Annotated in this window: 13 protein-coding genes; 4 read left to right on the top strand and 9 right to left on the bottom strand. The window is 45.2% G+C overall.

Annotated features, from left to right (window positions below; translation table 11 throughout):
* Positions 1-65: 65 nt before the first annotated feature.
* From ACZ5ZC_RS18895 to pilM, 8 genes are all read right to left on the bottom strand, one after another.
* On the bottom strand, positions 66-1580 hold the full coding sequence (locus tag ACZ5ZC_RS18895) for an SPOR domain-containing protein (RefSeq protein WP_054868242.1): 1515 nt from the start codon (positions 1578-1580) through the stop codon (positions 66-68).
* Positions 1581-1632: 52 nt separating this feature from the next.
* Positions 1633-2733, bottom strand: coding sequence for a 3-dehydroquinate synthase (aroB, locus tag ACZ5ZC_RS18890; RefSeq protein ID WP_258686143.1), 1101 nt, complete (start codon positions 2731-2733; stop codon positions 1633-1635).
* A 31-nt stretch (positions 2734-2764) separates the two neighbouring features.
* Entirely contained in the window at positions 2765-3283 is a 519-nt protein-coding gene (gene aroK / locus ACZ5ZC_RS18885) for a shikimate kinase AroK (protein WP_005381319.1), read from the bottom strand.
* Between the two features lie 187 nt (positions 3284-3470).
* Complete coding sequence (locus ACZ5ZC_RS18880) at positions 3471-5219, bottom strand: type IV pilus secretin PilQ (protein ID WP_006742777.1); 1749 nt, start codon at positions 5217-5219, stop codon at positions 3471-3473.
* 25 nt (positions 5220-5244) lie between these two features.
* Positions 5245-5760: a pilus assembly protein PilP gene (locus tag ACZ5ZC_RS18875; RefSeq protein ID WP_005395715.1), complete on the bottom strand. Its 516-nt coding sequence runs from the start codon at positions 5758-5760 to the stop codon at positions 5245-5247.
* Positions 5750-6343 (bottom strand): type IV pilus inner membrane component PilO, encoded by a 594-nt coding sequence (locus tag ACZ5ZC_RS18870; RefSeq protein ID WP_012841351.1) that lies wholly within the window; start codon positions 6341-6343, stop codon positions 5750-5752. Before ACZ5ZC_RS18870 ends, ACZ5ZC_RS18875 begins: the two co-directional genes overlap by 11 nt.
* A complete protein-coding gene (locus tag ACZ5ZC_RS18865) occupies positions 6336-6911 on the bottom strand; it encodes a PilN domain-containing protein (protein WP_464932190.1) in 576 nt (191 codons plus the stop codon). Before ACZ5ZC_RS18865 ends, ACZ5ZC_RS18870 begins: the two co-directional genes overlap by 8 nt.
* On the bottom strand, positions 6895-7911 hold the full coding sequence (gene pilM / locus ACZ5ZC_RS18860) for a type IV pilus biogenesis protein PilM (RefSeq protein ID WP_005395718.1): 1017 nt from the start codon (positions 7909-7911) through the stop codon (positions 6895-6897). The genes ACZ5ZC_RS18865 and pilM overlap by 17 nt, the downstream gene beginning before the upstream one ends.
* A 143-nt stretch (positions 7912-8054) precedes the next feature.
* Here pilM and ACZ5ZC_RS18855 point away from each other — a divergent pair, with 143 nt between their 5' ends.
* A complete protein-coding gene (locus tag ACZ5ZC_RS18855) occupies positions 8055-10616 on the top strand; it encodes a penicillin-binding protein 1A (RefSeq protein ID WP_104974736.1) in 2562 nt (853 codons plus the stop codon).
* Positions 10617-10667: 51 nt separating this feature from the next.
* On the opposite strand, the gene oxyR is transcribed toward ACZ5ZC_RS18855, so the two are convergent.
* Positions 10668-11579, bottom strand: coding sequence for a DNA-binding transcriptional regulator OxyR (gene oxyR, locus ACZ5ZC_RS18850; protein ID WP_005395720.1), 912 nt, complete (start codon positions 11577-11579; stop codon positions 10668-10670).
* Between the two features lie 170 nt (positions 11580-11749).
* On the opposite strand from oxyR, the gene ACZ5ZC_RS18845 reads away from it, so the two are divergent.
* The 3 genes from ACZ5ZC_RS18845 to ACZ5ZC_RS18835 all read left to right on the top strand — a co-directional run bounded on the left by ACZ5ZC_RS18845 (position 11750) and on the right by ACZ5ZC_RS18835 (position 14803).
* Positions 11750-12478, top strand: coding sequence for a redoxin family protein (locus tag ACZ5ZC_RS18845; RefSeq protein WP_005395721.1), 729 nt, complete (start codon positions 11750-11752; stop codon positions 12476-12478).
* 192 nt (positions 12479-12670) lie between these two features.
* The gene (locus ACZ5ZC_RS18840; RefSeq protein ID WP_464932188.1) at positions 12671-14143 is read left to right on the top strand and encodes a dihydrolipoyl dehydrogenase; all 1473 of its coding nucleotides are present in this window, start codon (positions 12671-12673) and stop codon (positions 14141-14143) included.
* A 390-nt stretch (positions 14144-14533) separates the two neighbouring features.
* The gene (locus ACZ5ZC_RS18835; protein WP_012841349.1) at positions 14534-14803 is read left to right on the top strand and encodes a DUF3624 domain-containing protein; all 270 of its coding nucleotides are present in this window, start codon (positions 14534-14536) and stop codon (positions 14801-14803) included.
* Positions 14804-14990 lie beyond the last annotated feature (187 nt).

Raw genomic sequence — 14990 nt, 5'->3', positions numbered from 1 at the left:
TGCTCTATCTATCGACCAAAAATTAAGGCTGCGGAATGTAACATATTTTTCAGCGAAGCTCAGGTTTATTTCACGCGATCAATTTCGCGATGAACCTGACGGAGTGATTTTGCCCAAGGACTCACCGACTTAACCGAATCAGGCAAGCTTGCAACGGCATCGCGAGCCATTTGAATTGTCGGATAATCTTGGTATGTGATGATATACCACTCGGTGTCATTGCGAACGGTAGGATAAATTCGTACTTGATTATTCAGCTGATGCTCATCGAGGAAGGCTTGTACATCCTCCATTGACGTCATAGCAGCAAGCTGCAGTGTATAGGCTCTTGGTGATAGTGCTTTTAATTCTTCGCGAGCAAATGAAAACTTAACCACAGGCTGCTTCGTACCGTCTTCTCCTGACTGAGCAGAAGTTTGCGTCATACCTTGATTTGGTTTTACGACTTTAATCAAAGGAGAGTCAGTTTCATCAGCAGTTTCTGCTTTATCAGTACCTACGATATCATCAATCGCTTTTGTGTCTGCTGAATCAGCTTTACCTTCAAGCAATGCATCGACCACATTCGACTCAATCACCACTCTCTGTTGATTGTCATCACTGCCAACGCTCGCCACTTCTTCCGTTACTGCTGGCGGTAATGAATCAGAATCATCAATCGCGCCAGAGCCATCAAGGCCACTGCTAGTGTCATCAGTCACAGATTGTAGTGAAGACTGCGCAGCACTGATTCCTGACTCTTCAAAAGTTGGGATAGCCGTTTGCTCTAAACTACCAGCAATTTGCTGCGCTTTATCATCAGGGCTTGGTTGATTATACATCCACCAATAGCCACCAGCAGCAAGCAACAGTAATGCTAATACCACTAACGCAATATTCAGCGGTGAACCGACAATCGAGCGGATAATGATCCTTTTTTCCACTTTCATCTCTCCTAACGCCATGATGTCACCCGGTACTGGGTCAACTTTTTTAAATGCATCTCGAACCCGCTTCTCCGCCTCATCATCAACATAGCGCGCAACAAGTGATTCAAAGAAACGACGGGCTTCCACTTCGGACAACATATCAATATCAAGCTCAACAGGCTTTATCTCTTGTCCGTAACTGAGACGTGACAGCAATCCTTCTAAGCGCCCAGACTGCGTAAATAATAAGACATTGATGGTCCAATTCGGCTTATGATGCGCCTCTAAAACCAGCATCCAAAGCTCAGAAACGAGCGTCTCACTTAATAAATGCGCATCATCAACCACAATCGCGATATCACAAGGCTCATCACCCAATAGTCTTTCGAGGCTATCAAGTAAAGGTTCTTGCTGATTAAACAATGCGTCCGAAACCAGTTGACTCAAAATAAGGATGCGGCGCTGCACATCATCTTGATTAGAATGACAAAGTAACAAACATTGATTCTTGTTACTGGCACCCACTTCAAGGTATCGCTGCGCTAACCAAGATTTTCCATAACCATCATGACCATTAATCGCAATGAAGTTGGAACCAAAATTAGTCAGCAATCCTAACCTATCAAGCAACTCGATTTGAGAATCTAATTCCAGAACGTGAGCAACACTCATCTAATAACCTTAATACACTACAAGAATGACGCCCAAAGGCGCCATTACAAGGTTAAATATCGCGACCGAAGTCTATCGCCTGTTTGAGTACGTCTTGTGTCGTATCAGCAATGACCTCGGCACTACCAATGCCTGTAGGTAGAACTAATCTTAATTGACCAGAGAGGACTTTTTTATCTCGCATCATATGTTTGAGGAAGTCATCGAAGCTCATACTTTCTGGAGTATGAACAGGCAGTTTGGCACGACGTAAAATCGCAACAATACGCTCAAATTGCTCTGCTGAGATAAGACCGCGCAGATGCGAAGTTTTGGCCGCCATAACCGTGCCAGCAGAAACCGCTTCACCATGCAGCCAATTGCCGTAGCCAAGCTCAGCTTCAATCGCATGACCAAAGGTGTGACCTAAGTTGAGCAGAGCGCGGATGCCCGATTCTTTCTCATCCTGAGCTACCACTTCCGCTTTTATTTCACAGCAACGTGCAATGGCATAAGTTAGCGCTTCTTCATCCAACGCGTACAAGCGTTCAAGGTTTTCTTCCAACCATACAAAAAAGTCTGCATCGTAAATGATGCCGTACTTAATGACTTCTGCGATACCTGCTGCGAATTCACGCTCAGGCAACGTCGATAAACAGTTGGTATCGATGATCACGGCTTTAGGTTGGTAAAACGCACCTATCATGTTCTTACCCAACGGATGGTTAACCGCGGTTTTTCCACCCACCGAAGAATCCACTTGAGATAGTAATGTCGTTGGTATTTGAATAAAGTCGACCCCACGCTGGTAACAGGCAGAAGCAAAACCCACAAGGTCGCCAATAACGCCACCACCTAACGCGATGATCACAACATCACGAGCGTAATTCCCCTCGAGGAGGAAGTCCATCACTTGGTTAAACACATCCAAGTTTTTGTACTGTTCGCCGTCAGGCAATTCTAACAAGGATGCACTACAACCGAGCTGCTCGAGCTGCTTTAAAATTTTGTCAGCATACAAAGGCGCCACTGTGACATTACTGATCACAACAACTTTTTGTTTTGCATTTTTGTTTGAGAGAACTTGAGAGAGGTACGCCGGGTCCTCAAATAACCCGGCGCCAATAGAGATTGGGTAGCTACGCTCAGCTAGGTTGACCGTAATCCGTTCCATCGGTTTGCTCCAATTAAAAAAAGATAAAAACTTATCTCTCTTCTAGCATTTTTACGATCTGGTTGGCTACCACTTTTGCACTCTGATCGTCAGTGCGAACAGTGTAATCCGCTACTTCTTCATACAGAGGATTACGTTCTTCAGCTAATTGCTCCAATACTTCGCGAGGGTTGTCCGTTTGAAGTAGAGGACGCTTCTTGTCACGGTTTGTGCGCGCAAGTTGCTTTTCAATCGTCGTTTCTAAGTAAACAACAACACCACGTGCCGAAAGACGATTACGGTTTTCTTTGCTCTTAACAGAGCCACCGCCAGTCGCAAGCACGATGCCTTGCTCTTGTGTTAGGTCTTCAAGTACCGCTTCTTCACGCTTGCGGAAGCCTTCTTCACCTTCTACATCAAAAACCCAAGAGATGTCTGCACCAGTGCGTTCTTCGATCACTGTATCGGAGTCAACAAACTCCATATGCAGTTGCTGTGCTAGATGTCTACCAATTGTACTTTTGCCGGCGCCCATTGGGCCAACAAGGAAAATATTACGTTTCTCAGCCATGTTTAGCAGTAATTTACAACATTGATTCAATAAGATCGCCACAAGAAAACACAGCTAAATCGCTGTTCTACAAGGCTTGTGGCACCAGTTCCTCACAGATAATTCGTGATAAGACCCGAAATTATCCAAGCATGGTGCCACTATTGCAACTTTATTTTTGATTTAATCAGTTTTTCACGAGGTAGAACTACTGAATCACCACCTTAGGGGTGACGAAAATTAACAGCTCACTTTTGCCAACATTTTCATAACTTCGACGGAAAAGCGCACCTAATAGTGGCAGATCGCCTAACAAAGGCACTTTGTCCACCGAGTTAGTAATGCTGTGCTGGAAAATACCACCAAGAACGACGGTTTCACCGTTATTTACTAACACTTGCGTCCCGATACGCTGAGTATCAATCGCAACGGCTTCACCAGTGCCTGTTTTCACGACTTGTCCAGGTCTATCTTGCGTAACGCTTAAGTCCAACACAAGACGGTTATCCGGTGTAATTTGTGGCGTCACCTTCAAACTCAATACTGCTTTTTTGAACGTTACCGTCGTAGCACCACTTGATGAGGACTCTAGATAAGGTATCTCGGTACCTTGCTCAATATAGGCAGGCTTCTTATTGGTAGTGATCAAACGTGGACTTGAGATAATCTCAGCTTTGGACTCTTGTTGCAGCGCAGAAAGCTCGAGGTCTAACAAGGTGTCTGAGCCTAATTTTGCAACCTGAAAAGCAATGCTGGTCGCGTTTGGACTGGTTGCAGCTAAGTTTACGTTTAGAAAGTCATCGATACCTACTCCATCACCGTCACCACCGTCTTCTCCTTCACCACCACCGTTATATAAACCGATCGTGGCAAGGTTGTTTTCGATAGAACCACCAACCGTGTTATTGCCATTAATAGAGGTAAAGCCCCAGCGAATTCCCAACTCGTCCATGTTGCCTTCATTGATGGTCACAATACGCGCTTCAATTTGAACCTGCTTCACCGGGATATCCAAAGATTCAATAATTTCTCGAATCACTTCAATGTTTTCAGGTAGCTCACGAATCAATAACGAGTTAGTCCGCTCATCAATGGTCATACTGCCTCGCTCAGACAACATACTGATGTTCCCTTCTCCGTTGATCATCTCTGCAATATCTGATGCTTTAGCGAAGTTTACCTTGATGATTTCAGACGAAAGCTCTCCCATCGTTTGTTCTAGCTGCTGCTTTTCGAGTTGCTGTTTTTCGCGCAGATCAAGCTCATCTGTTGGAGCAACCAGAATCACGTTGCCATCAACACGCTTATCTAACCCCTTAACTTGCAAAATAATATCCAACACTTGCTGCCACGGAACACCATCAAGACGAAGTGTGAGGTTACCTTCTACGGAGTCTGAGACAACCAAGTTGAACTGGTTGTAGTCAGCAATCAGCTGTAACACGTTACGTACAGGAATATCTTGGAAGTTAATTGAAATGAGCTTGCCTTCTTTTTCTAGAATGCTTTTATCCGGGGCTTTCTCATTGGGTTTGATCTTAGCCACTTTGATTTCCAAGAATCGCCCCGTTAAACGGTAATCATGCGTATATTCTTCATTAATGTGCGCAACCAAGCGCGTAGTTGAGGTATCGCGAAACACCTCTACACTTTCAACCACAGTCGAGAAATCTTTTACGTCTAGGAGATACAGTTGCTCGTCTTTTACCGAAGTATTAAGCAAATCGATACTTAACCCTTCCTGTACGCGTTTGACATCAACAATCGCGGCAGGTGACGCCAGTTCAACGACAATAACGGCGTCTTTATCTTTATTAGTGCGAAAATCGATACTCTTTAAGGCATTAGACGATACTTCTTCTGCTGCCACTAAAGGGGCTAAAAATACAAACAACCATAAGGAGAAGAGCCCAGTTAGTATCCTTGGTGTACGTGTTAATCCTTGTCTCATTTTCATTACTCAATATCAAAAATAAATGGGGCTATCTCAAAGCCAACTTAACTTTACGCTTCTGCCAACACCCTAAGCCGTCGGGCAACGTTTCATTAATTAACAAATAGGAATGGCTGACATGGGTCACTTTGCCATTGTTGCGTCCGAGGTATTGCCCCGGCTTCACTTTATAAACGGTGCCGTTGGGTGCTTGAACGAGACCAGAAACCGTATTACCCATGCCCATAACTCCTTTCAAACGTAATTGGCTTAATGGGAATTTTTCTAATTTGCCAGTGCGCCTTCTTGAAGGCGGTTGCCAGCAATCTTTTCTTGCAACGGGCTGAGTGGCGATCGTGGCTTCTTTTGGTAACTCAAAGGGCGCACGCTGTACTTCAGGTGCGTACGTGACGGCAACATACTTATCTGCAGGCTTAAGTTTCTCGACATCTCGACGCGCCTGACTCTCCACCCCTCGAATAAAATCCGTTAATGACTCATCATTCGCCTGACATCCAAGTAGCAGAGACCCCATCAGTACCAGTAACAAATGCTTACTTGTCATTGTTCGTCTCCTCTGGCTTAAACTGATAGGTATTGGCTCGTACCCTAAAGTGCAGAGTTTCACTTTCTTGGCTGACACGCTGCCAAGTCACATCTTTAAACGTGATGATTCGAGGTAGCGTTGCTATCGCCTGAGAAAAATGTCCGATGTCATGAAAATCTCCCGTTAACTCAATGTTTAAAGGAAGACGATAGAGGAAATGCTCTGATTGCTTTTCACCCCAGTCGATACGAGTAAAGGTCAACTTATTGTCGATACCGAGTTCATTCACCGAAGCGAGCATCGTAGCCAACTCTTTTTGCGCGGGCAGTTGTTGTAGCAATAACTCGTAACGCGTGGTGAGTTCATCCAATTGAGATTGAAGCTGAGGCAATGCAGCTACTTTGTTCGCTTTGATCTTCAGTGCTACCTTGAGCGTCTGCTCCTGCTGGACCAAGTTATTCAATTGCTCTTCTTTTGGCTTAAGGTAAAACCAATAGCCAAAACCTTGAATGAGGAAAATCAGCAGCGCGATAACCACAAGCTGAGGCAACAATGGCCACTCTGCCATTTCATCTATTTCGAGATCCTGCCAATCAACCATGCTGGGCCTCCACTTTCTTCTCCGGCACTTTGAACATGAAAGACACTTTGAACGTTTGGAACTCTTTTCCAAAACGCGCTTTTCCGTGAACGATGGAGTGCATTTCTACATCATTCAACTTGGCCGAACGCTCCATGTTGTCCAGCATCGTGGCAAGTTTTGGAGTGCTATCAGAGATCCCCGAGATCTCAATTTCCAGATCATTCATTTTGATCTTGTCGACATATACACCTTCAGGAATGACGGCTGGCATCAAGTTCATAAACTCGGTCGTTTTGTTTCTACCGTTTTGTAACCCTTCAACCACTTTTAAACGTTCGAGGATTTTGCTGTGCTCTTGCTCGGCGATTTTCATTGCTTCAATACGCTGGTCGAGCTCAGCAATGTAGTGAGTGAGGTAATCAAGCCGCTCCTGCTGCTGATCTTGTTGGTACTCAAAAAACTTTCCAATACCCCATTGAATACCAATGGCGACCAACACGCCTAACGCGACCAAGCTAATGAAACGACGTCGGTGCTCTTCTCTTTGGTTCTCTCGCCAAGGAAGTAAATTAATGCGATAAAGCACGCGCACCTCCTAGCCAATGAATGCCTCGAATCGCGAGTCCTGCTGCTGTAGAGAAATGCTGCCAATCCGCGGCACGACGCTTACGTTTGGACACCTTCATCTCAAATAGCCCTAGCGGGTTTAGCAATTCACACTCTAGTGACAGTTGCTGAGATAACTCTTCCGCGAGCATTGGTGTCGAAGCTCCTTCCCCTGATAACCAGATACCTTTGATATTTTGCGAGCCATTAATTGAAGTGTAGAGCTGCATCTGACGTTTCACCCGTTCCACGATTTGGCGATTAAACAGCTCTGTTTTCTCCTGAGCATCATCGGACATCAAATCATCTTGAACAGGGCTGTTTGCTCCGCGTGTGCCGCAAGCAAACTCTTTGTGAAACAGCTCACCTTGTTCGGTAAACATGGTAAAGGAGCTCGATGAGGTGCCAATATCGAGTAAGCAGTACTTATTTTTGTCAGGAAAGCGATCGGCGGTGAGCTTCCAGATATGACCAAGACTTTGTGAATGCACGTCCACTAAAACGGGTTTTAGTCCGGATTTTTGTAATGCATCCACGCGACTATCGACCACATCTTTTCTTGTCGCAAACACTTGATAGTTATCAGTCCCACGCAACCCATCTTCGGCACGAAGACGGACGAAGTCTAAACTCAGCTCTTCGACAGGGAATGGCGATTGATGAGAAAATGCCTGAATCACAGCAAACTCAACTTCGCTATCTTCAAGGTTTTGTTCTATTTGCAGTTTTTTACTGATCACCGAATTATCAGGCACTGAAATTGCGACCTTTTTAGCACCAAAAGGCAGTTCTTTTTTAATCAGCTTTAGGGTCTTTACAATTTCTTGATGATTTATAGTGTTATTTTCAGCGACAATACCTTCCTTTAGTAATATTTCTTTGTAACCCAACAGAGCGTAATTGTTGCCTGTGGGTTTAAGTACTACGGCTTTGAGGCTGTTATGGCCTATATCGATGCCGGTAACGATTAGCTTATCCATCTCTTACTCTCGCTCCGAAATTTCTTCGTGCAAAGGTTGTTATTAGCACCCAAATAAGAGTTAATATCTCTATGTGCTAAATTTTTGACCTAAGAGTACAAGGGTTTGCCGTTACACAGCCTCAACCAATCAGGGATTCTCCGGTGAAGTTCATAAAGCGTTTATTATTTTTAACATTGATTTGCATAATTCTTGGAGTCACCACAATATTTGGCTTCTATCAGTACGTGAAGCCTGAATTGCCAGATGTTGCAACTCTAAAAGACGTTGAATTACAAACACCTATGCAGGTGTTTAGTCAAGACGGGAAGCTGATCGCACAGTTCGGTGAAAAGCGTCGTATTCCTGTTACTTATGATGAAATTCCTCAAGACTTAATTCATGCGCTAATCGCAACCGAAGATAGCCGTTTTTACGAACACCCAGGTATCGATCCTATCGGCATCACTCGTGCAGCCGTTGTAGTTGCGATCTCAGGTTCCGCTAAGCAGGGCGCAAGTACCATTACGCAACAGCTAGCGCGTAACTTCTTCTTATCTAATGAGAAGAAGATCATGCGTAAGATTAAAGAGATTTTCATTGCTATCCACATTGAGCAGCTTCTGAGTAAGCAAGAAATCATGGAACTTTATGTCAATAAAATCTTCCTTGGTTACCGCTCATATGGTTTTGGTGCGGCCGCTCAAGTTTACTTTGGTAAGAGCCTTGATGAATTGACGTTAAGCGAACTTGCGACACTCGCAGGGATGCCAAAAGCGCCATCAACGATGAACCCAATTTACTCTCTTGAGCGTGCGACAAAACGCCGTAACGTCGTGTTAATGCGAATGCTTGATGAAAAATACATCACGCAAGAACAGTATGACGAAGCACGCAACGAACCTATCGTGGCGCGTTACCACAGTGCTGAAATTGAACTTTCAGCTCCTTATGTGGCAGAACTAGCTCGTGCATGGGCCGTGAAAGAGTATGGTGAAGAAGAAGCCTATACCTCTGGCTTGAATATCTACATGACGGTGGACTCTAAACTGCAAGATGCCGCGAATACATCCGTGGTAAATAATCTGCTGTCATACGATGAACGTCACGGCTACCGCGGTGCGGAGAAAGTGCTTTGGAAAGAAGGTGAAACCGCTTGGAACAGCGAGCAAATAGAAAAGCACCTTAAGAAGCAACCAACTTATGGTGACCTTTACCCTGCCGTCGTGACAAAAGTCGATGATAAAACTGCGCAAGTTTGGGTTAAAAACCATGAAGAGCAGACCATTCCTTGGACTGGAATGCATTGGGCACGTAAATACATCACCGAAAACCGCCAAGGTTCAACACCAAAATCAGCGCATGATGTGCTAGCGACGGGTCAACAAGTTTGGGTTCGCGAAGTGAGCGAAACCAATGAAGATGACAACACGACACAAAGCTGGAAACTGAGCCAAGTGCCAACAGCGAACACCGCGTTTGTCGCGATGAACCCGGAAAATGGTGCGATATTATCGTTAGTGGGTGGTTTTAACTTTGTTCATAGTAAGTTTAACCGTGCCACTATGTCAGTGCGTCAGGTTGGCTCAAGTATCAAACCATTTATCTACTCAGCTGCAATTGACAAGGGACTTACCTTAGCCACTCTGATCAACGATGCGCCAATTAACAAATGGGACGCAGGTTCTGGTTCGGCTTGGCGACCTAAAAACTCACCACCAACCTATGGCGGTCCAACTCGCCTTCGCCTCGGCTTAGCTCAGTCAAAGAACGTGATGGCAGTGCGTACGCTGCGTGAAGTAGGCCTTGATGAAACTCGTCAGTACCTTACTCGTTTTGGTTTTGATATTAACCAAGTACCACGTTCAGAGACCATCGCGCTCGGTGCTGGTAGCTTAACACCAATGAAAGTGGCACAAGGCTACTCTGTATTTGCGAACGGAGGTTATTACGTCGAACCGTTCTACGTAGAACGCGTGGAAGATGCATTCGGTGAAGTGCTGTTTAAAGCGAATCCAAAGAGCGTTTGTCATAAGGATTGCCCACAAATGAGCGCTCAGCCAGACAATCGCTATGCCGATGAGTTTGGCGAACAAGACGTCGCGATTGATGGTTTGGCAACAGACAACGCACTGGAAAATGATGAACCTCAATATGCTCCACAAGTTATCTCTGAGCAAAACGCATTCTTGATGCGTGAGATGATGTACAGCAACATTTGGGGTGGTGGTAACTGGCGTGAAGGTACGGGGTGGAACGGTACTGGCTGGCGTGCACAAAAACTGGGGCGTCGTGATATCGGTGGTAAAACGGGTACAACGAATGACTCCAAAGATGCTTGGTACAACGGCTATGGCCCTGGTGTTGTTGCCATTGCTTGGGTTGGTTTTGATGATCACTCACGCGCCCTTGGTCGCACAACAGTTAATAGCAACCTAGGCAAAGGCCAAATTTCTGGTGCTGAATCGGGTGCGAAAACCGCAGAACCCGCTTGGATTGACTTTATGCGCGTTGCACTAGAAGAAACACCTGAGCAAGGTAAAAATATTCCAGATAACATCATTCGTGTTCGTATTGATCGCAACACTGGCATGCTAACGCACAAAGTAGACAGCACATCGATGTTCGAATACTTTGAAAAAGGCACTGAGCCTACCGAATACGCTGGAGACCGTTTGGAAGACAGTATTTATTCTTCCGGCTCTGGCGCAGAAGAGCTGTTCTAAATCACTAAAGCAAAAGGGAGAGCATTCGCTCTCCCTTTTTTATGTCGGCTTTTACGCCGCGGCGTTCAATGAAGGATAAGAAGCCAATACTTCTTTAATCTTCGCCGCCAAAGCTTCAAACCTTGCACGCAGTGGTGAACCCGGGCGATATACAAGGACTATATTGCGCGAAGGCGTAGGGTTAACGGCTGGTACATAGCACACGCCATCTTTTTGCTTCTCATTGGGGATAGAAAGCTGAGGCAATAACGTAATCCCAGCACCAGCAGCGACCATATTGCGCAGTGTCTCCAAACTGGTGGCCTTAAAGCGTTCATCGTCTTTCGCTCCGGCAGCAAAACAGAAACCTAACGCTTGATCACGCAGACAGTGACCGTCTCCTAGCGCTAAAACGGTTTTACCATTCAGCTCCAACATATCAACATGGTCGAGAGAGGCCCACTCATGATCACATGGCACCGCAACACTTAACGGCTCGTTATACACTTCGATTTCTTTAAAAGGTGCCGTTTCATCAACCGAAGCCAAGACTAAGCAGTCCAATTTACCTTCTTCTAATTGACGCACCAACTGATGTGTTTGAGCTTCGTGCAGGAACAGCTCCAGTTCAGGAAATGCTTCTTTTATCTGCGGCAGAATTTTGGGTAGTAGATACGGACCTACCGTCGGGATGAAACCGATATGCATAGGCCCAGTCATTGCTCCGCTCTGACCACTCGCCATATCTTTAAAAGTTTTCACTTCACTTAAGATACGCTTAGCTTGCTCCACCAACTGCAACCCTGAATCGGTAAACAAAACGCGACGGCTGCTTCGCTCTAAAAGCGTGGTACCGAGTTCATCCTCTAGCTTACGAATTTGTCCACTCAATGTTGGTTGGCTAACAAAACATGCTTCTGCCGCTTTGCGAAAGTGCTTATGTTCCGCAAGTGCAACTAAGTACTCAAAATCTCGAATATTCATAACTCACAATTCGCTTCTTTTAACAATAGCTAATACCTATCAAAACCATAACACCAAACGATTAGAGCTATCAAAGAATTTTTACAATAATGGGCTCAACAGAACGAAACAGAGCAAAGAAAAACGCTAAGCTCTATACGCATAATTTAAAATAGTTAAAGGAAATCATTATGTTTGTATCTAAAGAAGGTCAACAAGTCCCTCAAGTTACTTTTCCAGTTCGTCAAGGTGACTCTTGGATGAATGTAACGACTGATGAGCTATTTAAAGGTAAGACCGTTATCGTATTTAGCTTACCAGGAGCATTTACTCCAACCTGTTCATCAAGCCATCTACCTCGTTACAACGAGTTGTTCCCTGTATTTAAAGAGCACGGAGTGGATGAGATTATTTGTGTCTCGGTCAATGATACGTTCGTGATGAATGCATGGAAACAAGACCAAGAAGCAGAAAACATTACCTTCATCCCGGATGGTAATGGTGAATTCACCGATGGCATGGGTATGTTAGTGGATAAAAACGACATCGGCTTTGGCAAACGTTCATGGCGTTACAGCATGCTAGTAAAAGATGGCGTAGTGGAAAAAATGTTCATTGAGCCAAACGAACCAGGCGACCCATTCAAGGTGTCAGACGCAGATACGATGCTGAATTACATAGCGCCTGACTACAAAACGCAAGAATCCATCACGGTGTTCACTAAACCAGGCTGCCCTTTCTGTATGAAAGCGAAACAAAACCTGATTGACCACGGTCTTCAATATGAAGAAGTGATTCTGGGTAAAGACGCAACGACAGTTAGTCTACGAGCTATATCTGGTCGCACGACTGTTCCACAAGTCTTTATCGGTGGCAAGCACATCGGCGGTAGCGAAGAGCTAGAAGCGTATCTAGGCTAAGCTGTCCATAGCCTACACCCTCGGTCTCCGGTGCCTTTGGCTCGGAGGCCAACCCTAACTCACTTCTTCTACTAGTCTAGATAAGTAGTCGTCTACCGATAAGGTGACTCCTTATACAGATTCAACGACCCAATTCACTCTCCAAGCTCAATGTAGCTAGCTTGGCTTAAAAACAAAAAGCGAGAGTTCACGATGAAACAAGTTAATGTCGACGTAGCGATTATTGGTGGTGGTACTGCTGGTCTTGGCGCTTATCGAGCAGCAAAAGCTCATACTAATAGCGTAGTAATGATTGAAGGCGGCCCTTACGGAACAACCTGTGCTCGCGTCGGTTGCATGCCCTCTAAGCTGTTGATTGCGGCCGCAGAAAGTGCCCACCAAATCGAAAAAGCGCCTGGATTTGGGATCCATCCGCAAGGTGAAATACGCATTAACGGACAAGAAGTCATGGATCGTGTAAAACGCGAACGTGATCGTTTTGTTGGCTTTGTACTTGAGAGCGTCGATGATATTCCCGCAGACGACAAGTTGTCAGGTTACGCGAAGTTTGCCGATGATCATACACTTATCATAGATGACCATACTCAGGTCACCGCAAAACGGATTGTGATCGCGACGGGCTCTCGTCCTGCCTATCCAGCAGCTTGGAATGAGTTGGGTGACCGTCTTGTAATTAATGATGATGTCTTTGATTGGGATGATTTGCCTGAGTCCGTTGCGGTATTTGGCCCCGGAGTGATCGGACTTGAACTCGGTCAAGCATTGCACCGCCTAGGGGTGAAAGTGAAGCTCTTTGGTCTTGGTGGTCAAGTTGGTCCACTGACAGATCCAGAGGTGATGGCTTATGCCGATAAAACTTTTAAAGAAGAGTTCTATCTTGATGCCGATGTAAAAGTAGAAAGCATGAAGCGCATTGCTTCATCAGACAATGACAGCGAAGACAAGGTCGAAATCCAATTCATCAACCACGATGGCGAATTAGAAACCTTTATTGTTGATTACGTTTTAGCAGCCACTGGACGACGTCCTAACGTAGATAAGCTAGCGATCGAGAACACCAATATTACCCTCGATGAACGCGGCGTACCAACCGCAGATCACTATACATTGCAAACTTCGGTAGAGAGCATCTTCATCGCAGGTGATGCAAGTAACCAAATTCCACTGCTGCACGAAGCCGCTGACCAAGGTCGCATTGCTGGTGATAATGCTGGTCGCTTTCCGGATATTCGTGCAGGTCTGCGTCGTTCGCCAATTTCAGCTGTATTCTCCGATCCGCAAATAGCTATGGTCGGTGAAACTTTCAAACAACTGGAAACTCGCTTAGGAAGCTGTGGTTGTTTTGTTACTGGCGAAGTCTCGTTTGAGAATCAAGGACGTTCGCGTGTCATGCTACGAAACAAAGGGATGTTACATGTCTATGGCGAGCAAGGTACTGGACGCTTTTTAGGTGCAGAGATGATGGGGCCGAACGCAGAACACCTCGCGCATCTTTTGGCTTGGGCACACCAAAATAGAATGACGATTTCTGAGATGCTAGATATGCCCTTCTATCATCCAGTGACCGAAGAGGGTGTCCGCACCGCTCTACGTGATTTGAATGCAAAACTACACTTAGGGCCAGAAATGGTGAAACATTGCCTTGACTGTGGGCCTGGTTGCTAACGCTTTCATGCTCAATCGAGCCAGTCTTTACATACCAAACAAAACAGAAAGCCTCGTGATTAACGAGGCTTTCTGTTGACTACTTTGAGGCGATTACATAAGTACTACACTGCCATCATTGCGTAACGACTTACCATGATGATCGCGACTACACCGATCGTAAAAAAGCCACCAGCGATACTCAGTGCAAATTTCAATTCTGTCGACATGATTATTTTTCCTATTAAAGACTGACAGCGCACCATACATCAATCACGTGCCACATAAGCTCTACAAAGCTAACTTTCCATTTTTGGTTGTGTTCCTGCGCTCTAAGCTGCGACAAAAAACGCTTTCTCTCTTTGTGTTGGGTATATAATCTGAAGCAACACTGATGCCTTGGAAAACACTATGACTTGTCGCCGTTGCGAGGAACATTGGTTTTGGAAAAAGCTTGGGCGTTGCCAACGATGCTTGGATCAGTTAACGGTGCTTTCGGTACTGTGCTGGATTGTGTGGTGGTTTGCGTTCAAAGATGATCCACAAAGCATCGAGTCGATCGCTTTGATCTTTGCTGGTTTCGCTTTCAATATTTTATTATTTTTGCACTTATGGATGCGTTTTGTCATCTTGCCGTGGCAACGTCGGCGAGGACGAAAAGAGACGGATAAAAAAGAGTAAAGTGGCAGATAGAAAAAAGCCCCAAAACCAATATCAGTTCTGGGGCTCTCTTAGATTCTTCTAAGAAAAAGCAGTGGTACTTTAATAGACCGAGCTTCCTCTCAAAGGTTCCAAATTTTTTCGATTTTTTTAGCAAATACTGATGTAAGTGAATCAGAAAATAACTATGTCATTGAATGCTAATAAA

It is taken from the genome of Vibrio sp. JCM 18905 (assembly GCF_055393305.1).
This window is presented reverse-complemented; position numbering and strand designations above follow the sequence as displayed.

Excerpts from the sequence above, each read along its gene's own strand:
- aroB (WP_258686143.1), bottom strand. The coding sequence starts at position 2,733 with ATGGAACGGATTACGGTCAACCTAGCTGAGCGTAGCTACCCAATCTCT.
- ACZ5ZC_RS18880 (WP_006742777.1), bottom strand. The coding sequence starts at position 5,219 with ATGAAAATGAGACAAGGATTAACACGTACACCAAGGATACTAACTGGG.
- ACZ5ZC_RS18840 (WP_464932188.1), top strand. The coding sequence starts at position 12,671 with ATGAAACAAGTTAATGTCGACGTAGCGATTATTGGTGGTGGTACTGCT.
- ACZ5ZC_RS18845 (WP_005395721.1), top strand. The coding sequence starts at position 11,750 with ATGTTTGTATCTAAAGAAGGTCAACAAGTCCCTCAAGTTACTTTTCCA.
- ACZ5ZC_RS18875 (WP_005395715.1), bottom strand. The coding sequence starts at position 5,760 with ATGACAAGTAAGCATTTGTTACTGGTACTGATGGGGTCTCTGCTACTT.
- aroK (WP_005381319.1), bottom strand. The coding sequence starts at position 3,283 with ATGGCTGAGAAACGTAATATTTTCCTTGTTGGCCCAATGGGCGCCGGC.
- ACZ5ZC_RS18870 (WP_012841351.1), bottom strand. The coding sequence starts at position 6,343 with ATGGTTGATTGGCAGGATCTCGAAATAGATGAAATGGCAGAGTGGCCA.
- pilM (WP_005395718.1), bottom strand. The coding sequence starts at position 7,911 with ATGGATAAGCTAATCGTTACCGGCATCGATATAGGCCATAACAGCCTC.
- ACZ5ZC_RS18895 (WP_054868242.1), bottom strand. The coding sequence starts at position 1,580 with ATGAGTGTTGCTCACGTTCTGGAATTAGATTCTCAAATCGAGTTGCTT.
- oxyR (WP_005395720.1), bottom strand. The coding sequence starts at position 11,579 with ATGAATATTCGAGATTTTGAGTACTTAGTTGCACTTGCGGAACATAAG.
- ACZ5ZC_RS18835 (WP_012841349.1), top strand. The coding sequence starts at position 14,534 with ATGACTTGTCGCCGTTGCGAGGAACATTGGTTTTGGAAAAAGCTTGGG.